The organism is Pseudomonas sp. C8002 (assembly GCF_013385765.1).
GTDB lineage: Bacteria > Pseudomonadota > Gammaproteobacteria > Pseudomonadales > Pseudomonadaceae > Aquipseudomonas.
The window spans coordinates 121,266-136,503 of record NZ_JACAPJ010000031.1; the positions used below are offsets into that span (position 1 = coordinate 121,266).

Annotated in this window: 12 protein-coding genes; 9 read left to right on the plus strand and 3 right to left on the minus strand. The window is 60.9% G+C overall.

Annotation, left to right across the window (positions count from 1 at the left end; all coding sequences use genetic code 11):
- Window positions 1-64 precede the first annotated feature (64 nt).
- The 4 genes from HX814_RS27880 (at window position 65) to pgm (ending at window position 6,343) form a co-directional block, all read left to right on the plus strand.
- Window positions 65-1,087 (plus strand): zinc-dependent alcohol dehydrogenase family protein, encoded by a 1,023-nt coding sequence (locus HX814_RS27880; RefSeq protein ID WP_003217140.1) that lies wholly within the window; start codon window positions 65-67, stop codon window positions 1,085-1,087.
- A 651-nt stretch (window positions 1,088-1,738) separates the two neighbouring features.
- Window positions 1,739-3,160, plus strand: a complete 1,422-nt coding sequence (locus HX814_RS27885) for a hypothetical protein (protein WP_177009997.1) — start codon at window positions 1,739-1,741, stop codon at window positions 3,158-3,160.
- 24 nt (window positions 3,161-3,184) lie between these two features.
- Window positions 3,185-4,597 carry a PLP-dependent aminotransferase family protein gene (locus tag HX814_RS27890; RefSeq protein WP_177009998.1) on the plus strand — a complete coding sequence of 471 codons (1,413 nt, stop codon included), beginning with the start codon at window positions 3,185-3,187 and terminating at the stop codon, window positions 4,595-4,597.
- A gap of 99 nt (window positions 4,598-4,696) precedes the next feature.
- Window positions 4,697-6,343, plus strand: coding sequence for a phosphoglucomutase (alpha-D-glucose-1,6-bisphosphate-dependent) (pgm, locus tag HX814_RS27895; RefSeq protein WP_177009999.1), 1,647 nt, complete (start codon window positions 4,697-4,699; stop codon window positions 6,341-6,343).
- A gap of 65 nt (window positions 6,344-6,408) precedes the next feature.
- Here pgm and HX814_RS27900 read toward each other — a convergent pair whose 3' ends face one another.
- On the minus strand, window positions 6,409-7,104 hold the full coding sequence (locus tag HX814_RS27900) for a pirin family protein (protein ID WP_003217133.1): 696 nt from the start codon (window positions 7,102-7,104) through the stop codon (window positions 6,409-6,411).
- A 218-nt stretch (window positions 7,105-7,322) separates the two neighbouring features.
- Here HX814_RS27900 and HX814_RS27905 point away from each other — a divergent pair, with 218 nt between their 5' ends.
- A complete protein-coding gene (locus tag HX814_RS27905) occupies window positions 7,323-9,791 on the plus strand; it encodes a UvrD-helicase domain-containing protein (protein ID WP_177010000.1) in 2,469 nt (822 codons plus the stop codon).
- 148 nt (window positions 9,792-9,939) lie between these two features.
- Here the strand turns inward: HX814_RS27905 and HX814_RS27910 are convergent, their stop codons facing one another.
- On the minus strand, window positions 9,940-10,212 hold the full coding sequence (locus tag HX814_RS27910; RefSeq protein ID WP_003217129.1) for a DUF1652 domain-containing protein: 273 nt from the start codon (window positions 10,210-10,212) through the stop codon (window positions 9,940-9,942).
- Window positions 10,213-10,473: 261 nt separating this feature from the next.
- On the opposite strand from HX814_RS27910, the gene HX814_RS27915 reads away from it, so the two are divergent.
- From HX814_RS27915 to HX814_RS27930, 4 genes are read left to right on the plus strand one after another with little or no spacing between them, the layout of a single operon-like run.
- Entirely contained in the window at window positions 10,474-11,289 is an 816-nt protein-coding gene (locus HX814_RS27915) for an AraC family transcriptional regulator (RefSeq protein ID WP_003217127.1), read from the plus strand.
- 49 nt (window positions 11,290-11,338) lie between these two features.
- Entirely contained in the window at window positions 11,339-12,745 is a 1,407-nt protein-coding gene (locus tag HX814_RS27920) for an FAD-binding oxidoreductase (RefSeq protein WP_177010001.1), read from the plus strand.
- A 27-nt stretch (window positions 12,746-12,772) separates the two neighbouring features.
- Window positions 12,773-13,114 carry a cupin domain-containing protein gene (locus HX814_RS27925; protein ID WP_003217122.1) on the plus strand — a complete coding sequence of 114 codons (342 nt, stop codon included), beginning with the start codon at window positions 12,773-12,775 and terminating at the stop codon, window positions 13,112-13,114.
- Between the two features lie 60 nt (window positions 13,115-13,174).
- Window positions 13,175-14,254, plus strand: a complete 1,080-nt coding sequence (locus tag HX814_RS27930) for a polyamine ABC transporter substrate-binding protein (RefSeq protein WP_010169417.1) — start codon at window positions 13,175-13,177, stop codon at window positions 14,252-14,254.
- A gap of 104 nt (window positions 14,255-14,358) precedes the next feature.
- On the opposite strand, the gene HX814_RS27935 is transcribed toward HX814_RS27930, so the two are convergent.
- Window positions 14,359-15,153 (minus strand): response regulator transcription factor, encoded by a 795-nt coding sequence (locus tag HX814_RS27935; protein ID WP_371132459.1) that lies wholly within the window; start codon window positions 15,151-15,153, stop codon window positions 14,359-14,361.
- Window positions 15,154-15,238: the final 85 nt, after the last annotated feature.

Below are 15,238 nucleotides of genomic sequence, written 5' to 3' on the forward strand. Positions count from 1 at the left end.
TGGTCTTGCCCCGAAAGCCCAGATAGAGTTCATGGCAATAGAGGTTACTTTGACGAGGTTTGCGATGTCCCGCACGATCCGTTTTCACAAGTTTGGTCCGGCCGAGGTGCTCAAATGCGAAGAGCATGCAGCCGCTAAGCCCGCACCGGGCGAAGTGCAGGTGCGCGTCGAGGCGATTGGCATCAGCTGGTACGACATTCTGTGGCGCCAGAACCTGGCGTCGTCCCATGCCCGCTTGCCTTCCGGCCTTGGCCATGAAATGGCCGGCGTGGTTGTGGCCGTTGGCGAGGGTGTCGACGACCTGGCGGTGGGTGACAAGGTCGCCAGCTTCCCGGCCGAGAGCCCGAATGACTACCCGGTGTACGGCGAACAGATCGTCCTGCCGCGCTCGGCGCTGACCCGCTACCCGGATGTCCTGAGCCCGATCGAAGCCAGCGTGCACTACACGCCGCTGCTGATTGCCTACTTTGCGTACATGGACCTGGCGCGGGTCAAACCCGGGCAATTCGCCCTGGTAACGGACGCCAGCCACTGTGCCGGCCCATCGTTTGTGCAGCTGGGCAAAGCCCTGGGGGTGCGGGTGATTGCCGCCACCAAGACCAGTGATGAGCGCGAATACCTGCTGTCCCTCGGGGCGGAAAAGGTGATCGTCACCGAAGAGCAGGACCTGCTGATGCAAGTCAACAAGTTCACCGACAACCGTGGCGTAGACGTGGTGTTCGATGGCTTGGGTGGCCCGCAGATGTCGTTGCTGGGTGATGTGCTGGCGCCGCGTGGCAGCCTGGTGCTGTACGGCCTGCAAGGTGGCAACCAGACGCCATTCCCGGCCTGTGCGGCGTTCCAGAAGAACATTCAGTTCTTTGTGCACTGCATCGGCAACTTCACCGGCAAACCGGAACTGGGCATCATCCAGGACCAGGTGGCCTTGCAGCGAGCCCTGCGTGACATCAACCAACTGACCGCCGACAAGGTGCTGGTACCGCTGAAAACCACGGTATTTCCGTTCAGCCAGTTCGTTGAAGCGCACCGCTATATGGACGAATGTCCGTGCCGTGAACGGGTTGCCTTGCAGGTAGAAACTGTTTGATCTGTGGGAATATTCTCAAGCGAGTATTCCTGCCCCCGGGCGCATGGGGCAAATGCGCCATTTGACAGGACTTAACCTGCCCACCGCTTGAATCGGGATTTCAGCACTTCAGCCCGATAAACCAGATGTATGCCCCTGACGCCGCCCTGAATCCCAGCGCGGCGTTGTCGTGTCTGCACACTCGATACCCCATGCAAGCCCCCATCTGAACCGGTTTTAGCCGGCGTTCTGTATCTGTTAATCATTATTCAAGTGCCGATAATTGCCCCGTCACTTTTATCTCAAGGATTGAGCAATGATTGAATATATGAAATCACCCCGTACATCCGTCAAGCCCAATAATGTTTCCCATGGCTGTTTTGCCGGAACATCAATATTGAAGTGGGTTATGTCGGATGCTTCTCTAGTTTGTAAGTTAAAGCAGCGTAGGAAGTTGTCAGAGCGTTCCTAAGACTTTCGGTTTGGGCTGCGTGCCCCTTGGCTTGGCGCCTTTTCGGGACTGGAAGCCCCCAAAGGCAGGCTTGGCAGGTAGGGCCCGGTGCTAATCTCCATTGAATGTCACATGTTGTAACGCCCCTACAGAAACAACAGGTCAGGCAAATGCCGTCAACGATTGCCCGAAACTGATATTTCAACTCAGGTAGTAGAACTATGAGCGCTATTCACGAACAAGCCATGAACTATGTCTATCAACAAGTATTGCAACGCTTGATAGGGCATTTCTCTCGAACAGAACGTACCTCGCTCCAGTTATTGATTCAACGAATCGTGGTAGCGGCAGGCGGCATGGAGCGGATCGGTGAATACAAGGTGCTGGTCGCTCACGGCGCAGGCGCCGGCAGCAGCTATGTCCTGGCGTTGTTGCGGGCAGCCCAGCTGACGCTTGCAGGCCGGGCGCCGCGGACGTTTCAACTGCGGGTCGCGACCTTGCGCCATGCGGGCATGTCGCAAAATGCCCTGGACACGCTGCATCGCGGCTACAGCGCGCTGTTCCTGCATGACGATGCGCGTGTCGAATTGCTGATGGTCGAGAATCAGGAAGTCTTGCCGTTCAACCACCTGCGGCCGGCCTCCAGTGCGGCGCGCGACACCAGCCGGCGCAATATGCTGATGGTGGGGCACCTGACTTCGGGAGATCTTCGCCAAACCCTGTGCAACGACGCCTACCTGGCCCTCGGTGACTTTTACCAGCGCGTCACCACCTGCAATGGCGGCGTGCACGCGCTGGTCAGCGGTGACTCCGCGCGCAAGCAGCGGGAGTACCTGGCGTGGCTGAAGAAGGCTGCGCTGGCGAGCGGTGCAGAGATCCCGCCGCGCCAGCCCCTGGTGCTCAGCGGGCTGTTCGCGCGCATGGATGAGTGGAGCAACGCCTATTACTGCGACCTTTACGGCGAGCGTTACGCCGTCGCCGATAAGTCCGACACGGACAACCATCGCCACTTGGCCTATATCGGCGCTGCCGACCTTAAGGACGCGGCCGAATACTCCTCCGGGCCGCTGTTGCGTCAGTTCATGGGCTATGAACCGGACGAGTTTGGCTTTCATTTCAGCCACGCGAGCTATGCGAACCCGTTGCTGATGGCCCATCTGCGGGGCCTGCAGGCCGAGTGCCTGCGGGAACTGGATTACGAGGAGGGCGCACAGGGCTTCATGCAGCAGGCCGCGCTGTTCATGCGGCGCAAGCAGATTCCCGAACACCTGATTGCCCAGGCAGCGACCCAGGATGGCCGAGCGCTGGCGGCCGACTACGCCCAGGCGCTGTTCCGATTGGATGAAAGCCAACTGAACTGCCTGATGTTTTCGCCGTTTATCCGTCACGGCGAGCGCCTCGAAAGCTTTTTGCGCCAATGCCACCCCGGCATGCTGGTGGCGCTCCCCGAGCTGCACAAGGCGCTGCAAGGCAAGCCGGTGGCCGAGATGCTGGTGCAATGGGCCATCGACACCAGCGGGTTGCCGATCGACCTGCTGCAACATCTCTATCGCAAGCGGCCCGCCACCGGCGTGCCGGGCATGGCCGAGACGCCACAGCAAGGTGCGCCCGCCCTGGCAGCCTACCAACTGGCGGGGCGTTAAGCGGGTGGCGGCGGGTGACCAGCGATGAACCTCAGGGACGACCGGCAAACCGACTTCGCCTACCAGGCGGTGTATCGCTACATGATCAACCTCATCGGCGAGGTGAGCACGGATGCCCGGGTAAAACTGCCATCATTGCGGCAGCTGGCGGAGCGCCTGAATGTGTCGATCTCGACCATTCAATACGCTTACTCGTTGCTCGAGAAGGAGGGCCGGGTGTACTCGGTGCCCAAGTCGGGCTACTACGCCTGGCCGGTATTGAATAGACCGCCAGGCAGCAGCGGTGGCGACCTGCTGGAGCGCCTCTATGCCAGTGCGCGACGTCCGGGAATGCGCGTGCTCAGCGCCGATGAGCCGGCACTTGCGGCGTCACTGGACGCAGCGCTGTTGCTGCTCGAGCGCGAACTGTTGCGGCATTACCCGCATCATCTGCAGCCATGGTCGCAGCCCTGTGGCGTGTGGGAACTGCGGGCGACGCTCGCGGCGCGCTATACCTCGTCGCCGACCCGTTGCTGGCAGGCGGACGAGGTATACATCGGCGCCGACTTGCGCGGGGTACTGGAAATCCTGATCGAGGTGCTGGGTCTCAAGGGCGCTGCGATCATCGTCGAATCCCCGTGTGACTGGCTGATCCTGCGGTTGTTGCAGGGGGCAGGCGTGAGGGTTCTCGAATTGCCATTCACGGCGGACGACGGCCTGGACCTGGCGTTGTTCGAGCACTTGCTCAGCACCGAGCCGGTGCAGCTGGCGTTGCTGTCATCCGGTGTCAGCCTGCCGTCCGGCGTAGTCCTGTCCACCCATGATCGCCTGCAGCTAGTGCGATTGCTGGACCAGCATGGCTGTTGGTTGTTAGAAAATGACAGCCATGGTGACCTCGGCTTCGGGCAGCCAATCACCGCGTTACGGGACCTGGCCAATCCCGAGCGGCTGATGGTGTTTTCCACGTTCGAGAAGATGCTCGGGCCGGAAGCGCCGTTTGGCTATTTGCTGTCGCGCCACCTCAGCGGCGAGCTGCAGCGCCAGTTCCTGTTGCGCGCATTCCGGTTGTCCTCTATCCGCCAGCGCGCGATTGCGCGGCTCTATCAAAGCGGGCGCATCGACCAGCATCTGCGGGAGTTGCGCCCGCAACTCAAAGAGCAGGCCCGGCTCATGGGCCTGCGGCTGGACACGCATCTGGGCAACCAGGTGAGCTACCGAATGCCCGCCGCTGGCGCGACCTTCTGGTTGCGCTCAGAGGCCCCGGTGGATATGCGCCAGGTGTTCCAGCGCCTGCTCACCCGGCAGGTGGTGATTGCGCCGGGGGAGTTGTTCAGCCTCAGTGGCCTGCACTGCCAGCATCTGCGGCTGAGCCATGCCGTTGACGGCGCCCATAACCTGGAGAACGCCCTGGATGAACTGGCTCTGGCGCTCAGGCAGGCACAGACCGGCGCTGAATGAAATTTCGCTGATTGCTGTAGGATTTATAACGTCGCGGAGCAGTCCAAGTCCCAGTAAACTGCACTTTTTTCCGAATCCTTCTCTTTCCGAGGTTTATGCATGACTCTCAGTCCTTTTGCGGGCAAGCCGGCACCAGCTCAATTGCTGGTAGACATCCCGCGACTGGTAACGGCCTATTACACAGGCCATCCTGATGCAGCGATCTCCACCCAGCGCGTCGCCTTTGGTACCTCCGGACACCGCGGCAGCTCGTTCGACCTGAGCTTCAATGAATGGCACGTGCTTGCCATCAGCCAGGCCATTTGCCTGTACCGTGAAGCCCAGGGCATCAACGGCCCGCTGTTTGTCGGCCTCGACACCCACGCGTTGTCCACCCCGGCCGGCGCCAGTGCGCTGGAAGTGCTGGCCGCCAATGGCGTGCACGTGATGCTCGCCGAAGGCGATGAGTACACCCCGACACCGGCGATTTCCCACGCCATCATTTGCTACAACCGCGGCCGCACCAGTGGTTTGGCCGACGGCATCGTGATCACGCCGTCCCACAACCCGCCACAAAGCGGCGGCTACAAGTACAACCCGCCCAACGGCGGCCCGGCCGACACCCACATCACCAAGTGGATCGAAGCCAAGGCTAACGAACTGCTGGCCAATAAGCTGGCCGGGGTCAAGCGCATCACCCATGCCCAGGCGCTGAAGGCCGACACCACTCATCGCCACGACTACCTCAACACCTACGTGGCCGACCTGGTCAACGTCATCGACTTCGATGCCATCCGCAACGCTGGCTTGCGCCTGGGCGTCGATCCGCTGGGCGGAGCAGGGGTGCGCTACTGGTCGGCCATCGCCGAGCATCACCGCCTGAACCTCGACGTGGTGAACACCGAAGTGGATTCGACCTTCCGCTTCATGAGCGTCGACTGGGATGGCCAGATCCGCATGGACCCGTCCTCCAGCTACGCCATGCAGGGGTTGATCGGCCTCAAGGACCGTTATGACGTGGCCTTCGCCTGCGACCCGGACCACGACCGCCATGGCATCGTGACGCCGTCCGGTGGCTTGCTGGCGCCGAACAACTACCTGGCCGTGTCCATCGACTACCTGTTCCAGAACCGCCCCGAATGGCGCGCTGATGCTGCGGTGGGCAAGACCGTGGTCAGCAGCGGCTTGATTGATCGCGTGGCCAAGCGCATTGGCCGTCGCCTGTACGAAGTGCCGGTGGGCTTCAAGTGGTTTGCCGATGGCCTGTTCGACGGTTCGCTGGGTTTTGGTGGCGAAGAAAGTGCCGGCGCCTCGTTCCTGCGCAAGGACGGCAGCGTGTGGAGCACTGACAAGGACGGTTTGATCCCGGCGCTGTTGGCGGCGGAAATGACCTCGCGCAAAGGCCAGGACCCAAGCCAGATTTATCGCGGGCTGACCGATGCACTGGGCGAGCCGTTCGCCATTCGGGTGGATGCCAAGGCGACTCCGGCGCAGAAGGCCTTGTTGGGCAAGCTGTCGCCAGACCAGGTGACGTCCACGCAGTTGGCGGGGGAAAGCATCCAGCAGATCCTCAGCCACGCGCCGGGCAATGACCAGGCGATCGGCGGGCTGAAAGTCATGACTGAAAACGGCTGGTTCGCCGCACGGCCATCGGGCACCGAGGACATCTACAAGATCTACGCCGAGAGCTTTATCGGCGAAGATCACCTCAAGCAACTGGTGGAAGAGGCCCAGGTGTTGGTAGACGGGGCGATCTCGGCTAACTGATACCCAACCTATGACTGATTAACCTGTGGCGAGGGGGCTTGCTCCCTTGCCACATTCAAGCTCGGTCAGGCGAGGTCGACCAACACGATCTCGCTGTCCTCAACCGCTGTCACCCGCAGTACCTGCTCATCCTCAACCGCCACACCGTCTCGAGCTTGTGCACGCAAGCCATTGACTTCAATCACCCCGGTGGCCGGTACCAGGTACGCCCGGCGTCCGTTGTCCAGCCGATACTCGGCACTTTCACCGGCTTTCAGGTTTGCCGCTACCAAGCGTGCATCGGCCCGAATCCGCAGGCTTTCGCTGTCTCCGGCCTTGCCACTGGCCAGGGTCACAAACCCTTCGCGGTCACCCTTCGGAAACGGCTTAGCGCCCCACGACGGCGGCAAACCGGCCTCATTGGGTATGATCCAGATCTGGAAAATCTTGGTCGGCGTAGCTTCCAGGTTGTACTCGCTGTGGGCGATCCCGGTGCCGGCGCTCATTACCTGGACGTCGCCGGCCTCGGTGCGGCCCTGGTTGCCCAGGTTGTCGGCATGGCTGATGGCGCCTTCACGCACATAGGTGATGATTTCCATGTCCCGGTGCGGGTGCTGCGGGAAGCCGGTGCCCGGTGCGATGAGGTCATCGTTCCACACCCGCAGGTTGCCCCAGTGCATGCGCTTGGGGTCATGGTATTCGGCAAACGAGAAGTGGTGGTGAGCGTCCAGCCAACCGTGATTGGCGCCGCCCAGGGTGTTGAAAGGTCGAAGTTCAAGCATGATCGTCTCCTGTGGATGGGAGCCATCATCCAGCAGCGCCAGATCGATAAAAAGCGTAAAAAATGCTGGATTCCTATCGAATGCTTCGATGCCGATGCTCAGGACTTGTCTTCACTTCATCGCCTAACTGCATGAGCGCAAAGCAATTGGCTGGAACTGTGGGGCATTTGCGGCGACCATAGGGCTCTTGTCCGAGTTAAAGCATCGCAGGAGTCCGCGTGCCGCAACACACCCCCGATCTGCCTCCCGAACTGCGGCCACTGGCCGAAATGCCCCTGTTGAAACGGCTCGCCGCCCGATTATTCGGTCACGGCCTGACGCGCCTGCGGGCACAGCACCGTTTCTCATGGCTGCATGGCCAGGCCGACGGCTTTCGCAGTGGCCACACGGCCGGCGTGGAGTATGGCTATAAGGAAGGCAAGGCGGATGGTATCGAGGAAGGCCGCCAGGTCCTGCTGATTCGTGACTTCCGGCCGGATGAGCACACTGCGCCGGGTGTTGACGACAATCTGTTCGATGATTGGCGCCTGCCGCTGACCGCCGAATTGAAAAAACGCATCAAGGCTGATGTGGCGCGCCTGCTGCCGGCCCATGCCCAGCCGAGTGCGGCGCAATGGAAGATGATTTTCAGCGACACGCCGTCCACCTCGGTGATCGCCGGCGCCGGCGCGGGTAAATCCACCTCGCTGGTGCTGCGTATCCTGCTGCTGACCCATTACCTGGGCTTCGAGCTGAGCTCGATGACGGTGGTGACCTTCACCCGTGAGTCGCGCAAGGACTTCATCAACAAGCTCATGGAAATTCTCGCCTTGTGGGGCCAACCCCTTGGTATGAAAGACGCGCAAGCGGTGGTGCGGACCTTTCACTCACGCATCCTGCCAATGGTGCGCAGCCTGCCGGGCCTTGAACGGCTGCAGGCGTTCGAGAACCTCAATGCGCGGACCGAAGCGGGCTTTGATGAGGCCGACAGCAACCCCTTCGAATTGCGGATCAACGACGCCCAGCGCCAGCAACTGAATGCCTGCTATCACCGGCTGCATGGCCGCCATGAACGCTTCCGCGAACTGATCGCCCCGCTGGCGCGCCATGCCCTGCAACTCAAGGAGCTGGAGCGCGATCACCCGGACGTGCAAAAACGCGTGGCGGTGACCGAACTGGCGGCCAAGCGCGATGAAGAACTCTGCGATGTGATCGAAGACCTGTGGTTTCGTGCCGGCGCCTGGCCGATCAAGGGCATCGAGCCCAATCGCCAGACGTTCGATATCAACGGCGCGAAGTTTCACTGCCATGGCTACATTGCCGAACTGGATGCCTGGGTCGTACTGGGCTTCGACCCGCGGGAAAATGCCCAGGTCAGTCGACCCGGGTCCAAGCTGTCAGTACGTGCCGAATGGGCGGTAAAGCGAACCCTATTTCAAGCTTTCTGTCGTAAACCATTGATATGGCTAGAAAGCTACGAGTCTTCCAGGCGGCTTTTAAGCAGCCTGGCAGGTGACGCAACAGCGGGCCCGGGCTTCGATTACAAGGTCAAGGGCGAGCTGGGTTCGGCACCGTTGCTGGACAGCTTTGTTGCCGCCGCCGGGTTCATCGAGAACCTCGGGCTGGATGTGCCCACCGCCGTGGGCAAGATGAGTTTTGCCAAGGATGATCCAGACCGTTTTTACTTCGAGGCACTGAGCATTTTCTGGAAGGCCCTCGAAGATCACTTGCTGGACCAGTCGCCACCGGTCATGACCTACAACCGGATGTTCTCGCTGTTTGGCGAAAACACCCCGGAGAACCTGAAGTTGCTCAGCGACCCGCTGCTACGGCCGATGTCGCACCTGATGATCGACGAATTCCAGGACGTATCGCCGCAGATCGTCTCGTGGATCCGGGCCAGCCTGCGGGAGATCCGCAGCCGCGGGCCGGCCATGCACGTGGGGCGTGGGGCCCAGCGCTCTTCGCTGTTGTGCGTGGGCGATGACTGGCAGTCGATCTATGGCTGGCGTGGCAGTTCGCCCAAGTATTTCATGGAGTTCAACAAGGAGTTCCCGTCACCCACGACCACCCGGGTGATGCTGGGCGAGAACTACCGCAGCCATCAGCACGTGATCGATGCTGCCGAGCACATTGTGCGGGCGGCCCCGGCCATCAGCGGCAAGAAAGCCAAGGCCAGTGGAACCGCGAAGGAGTTGGTGCCGGTCACGGTGCGTGACCGTGACGATGCGGCGCTGGGCCAACAACTGCTGGCGCACTATCAAAAGGGTGATTCGGTGTTAATGCTGTATCGAAAAAGCAGCGATAAGTCATTGATGCAAGAGCATATTCAGTCGGTAATTAATGTGGATTCTAGTTTGCCGTACGGCAGCCGCCGGCTCAAGCAACTGACTTATCACAGCGCCAAGGGCCTGCAAGCGGATGCGGTATTCCTGCTGGGTGACTGCCAGCACTTGACCAGTTCGCCGTACAAGAACCAGGTCTACCGCATGGCAGGACTGGGCAAGGACGGCGATACCGAAGCTTACGACAGCGCGCAGAAAGACGAAGTGCTGCGCCTGGCCTACGTGGGCATTACCCGGGCGGTGAGCCATTGCTATTGGTATGTCGACGGCCAGGATGGCCAAGGGGTGAATGTGCCAAAGGCTTCGGACCGGGTTGCCGGGGACAAACCGTTTTTTGACGACCAGCGCATCAGCAAATCATAAGGGATGACGTTGAATCCTGTGGCGAGGGAGCTTGCTGTGGCGAGGGAGCTTGCTCCCGCTGGAGTGCGCAGCGCTCCCAGGATTTTGGGGCTGCTACGCAACCCAGCGGGAGCAAGCTCCCTCGCCACAGGATACCTGCGTTGCCAGATCATGCCCGCAGCGACAGCGGCGGCACAAACGACTCCAGTTCATCCTCAACCGCCTCGATGATCCGTTCCACGTCAGCAGCGTTCATCACCGTGGCGCAAGGGATACCGGCAATTGCAATCAGGGTTTCTCCGCTGGCGCGGTCGAACAGGCGGGCGATCATACTGCCGGGAGCATCCATGCTCGCCTCAAAGCCCATGGGATGAAAGTGCCAGCGCATCAACTGGCAGGCATTGGGGAATGTCACTTTGTTCATGTTGCCCACCTTGTTCATTGAGCGCTTCCTTTAGCTCGCTGCAGGGGCGCCATGACCGTCACTGGTCCTGGCCGTCGTGAGCATTAAAAATAGCATTCGTTCGCATCGGGCATGGGAGTTTTTTCGTCCCGTCCGGCAGTTGTTTTCAATAACGTTGATATGGGTCACGTGCTGCGTGGTATTAAGCGAAAGGCCATTAGTCGGAAATATCAAATGGCCGTTGAGCGGGTACGGGCAGTTGGGCAAGCTGCCTCTTTTTTCACCGGCGTAGAGCGCTCAATGCAAGACATCATTCCGGATGACTCCCAGAAAACCCAAGCTACGGCCAAGCTGGTACTGCGTCACCATCTGTGCTGGCGGGATCGGGACCTGGATGGAGTGATGTCGTACTACCATCCGGACATCCAGTACCACGATTTCTTCCAGAACCGCGTGGTGGGTGCCGGCGAGCTGCGCGAATACCTGCAAGCCAGCATGCCCCGTGGCGCCGACGAAGCGATCGAACACACCGACCGCATCCGCGCCGACGGCGACACCGCGTTCATCCAATACCGCATCACCTTGCGTGGCGGCCAGGGCCTGGTGTCGTTTCGCACCAGCGAAGCGATTACCGTGCGCGATGGCTTGATCTGGCGGGTCAACGAGTACGCCTCCCTGGTCCACGAGCAGTCTGCCAGCCGCCGCGAGACCACACGCCCGACCGTCAGCCGCCTGGGCCTGTCGCCGCAGCAACTGAGCTACATGGCCAACGACCTGCAACAGTACTTCGAGCGCCAGCAACCCTATCTGGACCCCGAGCTGGACCTGCAACGGGTGGCGAAGGAGTGCGGGTACAGCCGCAACCAGATTTCCTACCTGTTGAACCAGGTGCTGGGGCAAAGTTTTTATCGCTACGTCAACCAGGCACGCCTCCAGCATTTGCTGGCTGCACTGGAAATGGCCGCGCCGCCGATCCGCATCGACGAACTGGCGTTTGCCGCCGGCTTCAATTCGACGTCGGCGTTCTACAGCAGCTTCCGCCAGCACACCGGCCAGTCGCCCAAGGCCTACGTCAAACAAATTTCCCTGCGTGCACGCGCGCAAGACAGCCCCTGAGGCCAGGCTCTAGGATCACTGCCATCGAAGTGTGGTGGTGGAGCTTGGCATGCCTGCATGGCGCAATATCAGTTTATGGATGGACCAGCTGGACGAGCCGCTGCTGGCACGCGCGTCCCTGGAGCAGGACCTGGACGTCAACGTGGCCATCATCGGCGCCGGCTACACCGGGCTCTGGACCGCGTATTACCTGAAGCGCCAGGCGCCTGAGCTGAAAATCGCAATCATCGAGGCGCAAACCGCCGGGTTCGGTGCCTCGGGCCGTAACGGCGGCTGGCTGATGGGCAATCTGCTGGGAGAGGACCGCCTGTTGGCCGGCCTGACCCCGGAACAGCGCCGGGCCTCGTTCGACCTGCTGCACGCCATCCCCGACGAAGTCGCGCAAGTGATCGAGCGCGAAGGCATCGACTGCGACTACCGCAAGGGTGGTGTGCTGTATTGCGCCGCGCGCTACCCCGAACAGGAAGCCACCCTGCGTGCGTACCTGGCCAAACTTCACAGCCAGGGCCTGACCGACGACGACTACCGTTGGCTTGGCCCGCAACAACTGGCCGAGCAGATCCGTATCGCCAAGCCTTATGGCGGCATCTATGCACCCCACGTTGCCACGATTCACCCGGCCAAGCTGGTGCGCGGCCTGGCGCGGTTGGTGGAGCGGATGGGCGTCAAGATCTACGAAAACAGTCCCGTCACTCATTGGCAGTCCGGCAGCCTGCGCACGGACAAAGCCTCGGTGCGCGCCTCCTGGGTGGTGCCGGCCGTGGAAGGGTATGCCACCACGCTGGCTCCGCTGGGGCGCTATCAGTTGCCGGTGCAAAGCCTGATCGTTGCCACCGAGCCGTTGCCGGCCAGCACTTGGGACGAGATCGGCCTGAATCGTGGCCAGGCGTTCGGCGAGAGCAGCCGGCAAGTGACTTATGGCCAGCGTTCGGCGGACAACCGCCTGGTGTTCGGCGCTCGCGGGGGTTATCAGTTTGCCGGCAAGTTGCGGCACAACTTCGAGCTCACCGACAGCGAAGTCGAACTGCGTCGCTACCTGTTCGGCGAACTGTTCCCGCAGCTCAAGAAAGTCCGGATCACCCACGCCTGGGGCGGCAACCTGGGCATGTCCCGGCGCTTCAAGCCGCACATGCTCTGCGATCACGCGGCAGGCATCGCCCTGGCCGGTGGTTACGGCGGCGAGGGCGTAGGCGCCAGCAACCTCGGTGGCCGCACCCTGGCGGACTTGATCCTGGGGCTCGATACGCCGTTGGTTCGCCAGCCATGGGTGATTCAGCCGGGCCGGCTGGACGGGCTCAAGGCCTGGGAACCGGAACCCTGCCGCTGGCTGGGCTACAACGCGATCATCCGCAGTTTTGTGCATGAGGACCAGGTGTTGGCCAACCCCAATACCGCCCCGTGGCGCCGCAAAATGGCCAGCGGGGTTGCCGGGTTCATGGAAGGTTTCATGCACTAAGTCGTTTCAATCACCACAGGTATGAACATGAGCATTACCCAGTTCAAAGACACACTCAGCGCCCATTTGCCGGACTCCTCGCCCGTCGCCGTGCCACTGGGCACACCGGTGGCGGTGGCCTCGACCTTGAGCGTGGAACGTAGCGACGGCGTCGAAACCGGCATCTGGGAATGCACGCCCGGGCGCTGGCGCCGGCAGATCAAAGCCCAGGAGTTTTGCCACTTTATCCAGGGACGGTGCACCTTCACCCCCGACAACGGGGAAATGCTCCACATAGAAGCCGGCGACGCACTGATGTTGCCGGCCAACAGCACCGGTATCTGGGACATCCAGGAAACCGTGCGCAAGACCTATGTATTGATCCTCTGATTCTTTGATCTTTGATCGCCTGCCATAAAAACAGCCCTAAAACCGCCAGGAAATCGAACCATGAGACCCATTGCCCTGTTGCCGCTGGTATTCGTCGCCACCCTCAGCCAAGCCGCCGAGACGGTGAAGATCTACAACTGGTCGGACTATATCGCCCCCGACACCACCAAGAACTTCCAGAAAGAAACCGGCATCGGTTTCACCTACGACGTGTACGACAGCAACGAAACCCTCGACGGCAAGTTGATGACCGGCAAATCCGGCTATGACGTGGTGTTCCCCTCCAACCACTTCATGGCCCGGCAGATCCAGGGCGGGGCGCTGAAGAAACTCGACAAGAGCCAGTTGCCCAACTGGAAAAACCTCAACCCGGTGCTGCTCAAGGCCCTGGAAAACAACGACCCGGGCAACGCCCACGGCTTCCCGTACCTGTGGGGCAGCACTGGTATCGGCTACAACATCGACAAGGTCAAGGCGGTACTCGGCGACAACGCACCAGTGGATTCCTGGGACCTGATCTTCAAGCCCGAGAACATGCAAAAACTGCAGAAGTGTGGCGTCGCCATCCTCGACAACGGCCCGGAACTGCTGCCCGCGGCCCTCAACTACCTGGGCCTGCCGCACCACAGCAAAAAGGCGGAAGACTACAAAAAGGCCGAGGACCTGCTGATGAAAGTGCGGCCGTACGTGGCGTATTTCCACTCCTCGAAATACACCGCCGACCTGGCCAACGGCGACATCTGCGTGGCCGTGGGCTTCTCCGGCGACATCCTCCAGGCCGAAAGCCGCGCCAAGGAAGCCAAGAATGGCGTGAATATCGGCTACAACATTCCCAAGGAAGGCGCCGCCATCTGGTTCGACATGGTCGCCATGCCCGCCGATGCCCCGGATGAAAAAGCCGGCTATGCCTTCATGAACTACCTGCTACGCCCGGAAGTGATGGCCAGCATCACCAACTACGTGCACTACGCCAACGGCAATGCCGCGGCGGACAGCCTGGTGGACCCGGCAATCAAGAGCGACACCAAGGTGTACCCAAGTCCGGAAATGATGGGCAAGTTGTTCGCACTGGAAGCAATGCCACTGAACATCGACCGGATTCGTACGCGGGTGTGGAACACCATTCGTACCGGGCGTTGATGATCGTTCCCACGCTCCGCGTGGGAATGCATCCTGTGACGCTCCGCGTCACGACTTCAAAAGCGCATGCGGAGCGTCCAGGGCGGCGTTCCCACGCCGCGGAATCAAGGATTCTCCAAGTCATGCCCCAACGACTGGATAAACAACGAAAACAGCTCCGGCTGCGACGAGATATCCAGCTTGGCATACAGGTGCCGGCGGTGAACCTTGACCGTATCCGGCGAGATATTCAGCCGTTCGGCCATGGCTTTTGACGAAAACCCGCGCAACACCAATCGCGCTATTTCCAGCTCCCGTTCCGACAACACACCACAGCCGAAATGACTCAACGCGTCCCGTATCTGACTGGCCATTTCCGCCGGCGCGGCCACCCGTTGGGTGCTTTGCTGCCAATGCTGCTGCATCAACGGCAACACCCAGGCCGCGAGCGTGGTCATCAACCCCGTTTCCTCGCCGGTAAACAACCGCTGCATTCCCAACGACAGCGATAACGTCCCCGCACCCGGCAATTGCAGGATGAATTGCACCTCGTCTTCCAGCACGTTGTCGTGGAAGTAATTGAGGAAGTATTCACTCTGGCGAAAATGATCCGGCGCCACTTCCTCAAGGCGGTACACGCCACTGGCATACCCCTCGCGACACGCCTGGAAAAACGGGTCCAACAGGTACAAGCCATTCAGATAAACCAGCATCGACGCCGGTTTGCTGCTCGGTTGTGCGTCGTATTCTTCCAGCGCTTCGGGCGGGCCATCGGCGGGGTAGAAGATCGCCAGGGCATTGTCGAAGGGCAGGCATTGGTGCAGCAACAGCACCAGTTGCTTCCAGAAACGCCCGGTGCCGATCTGTGCAACGGTACGCCCCAGGCCCGCGTGCATGCCGACTTCCCTGAACAGGCTCATGTGCAGCTCCACGCTAAGGATTCAGGCCGCAAGGGTTCGACTTTTGCCCGGCGGCGTCAAGGGGAGTACTCCAATAGGGGAATTG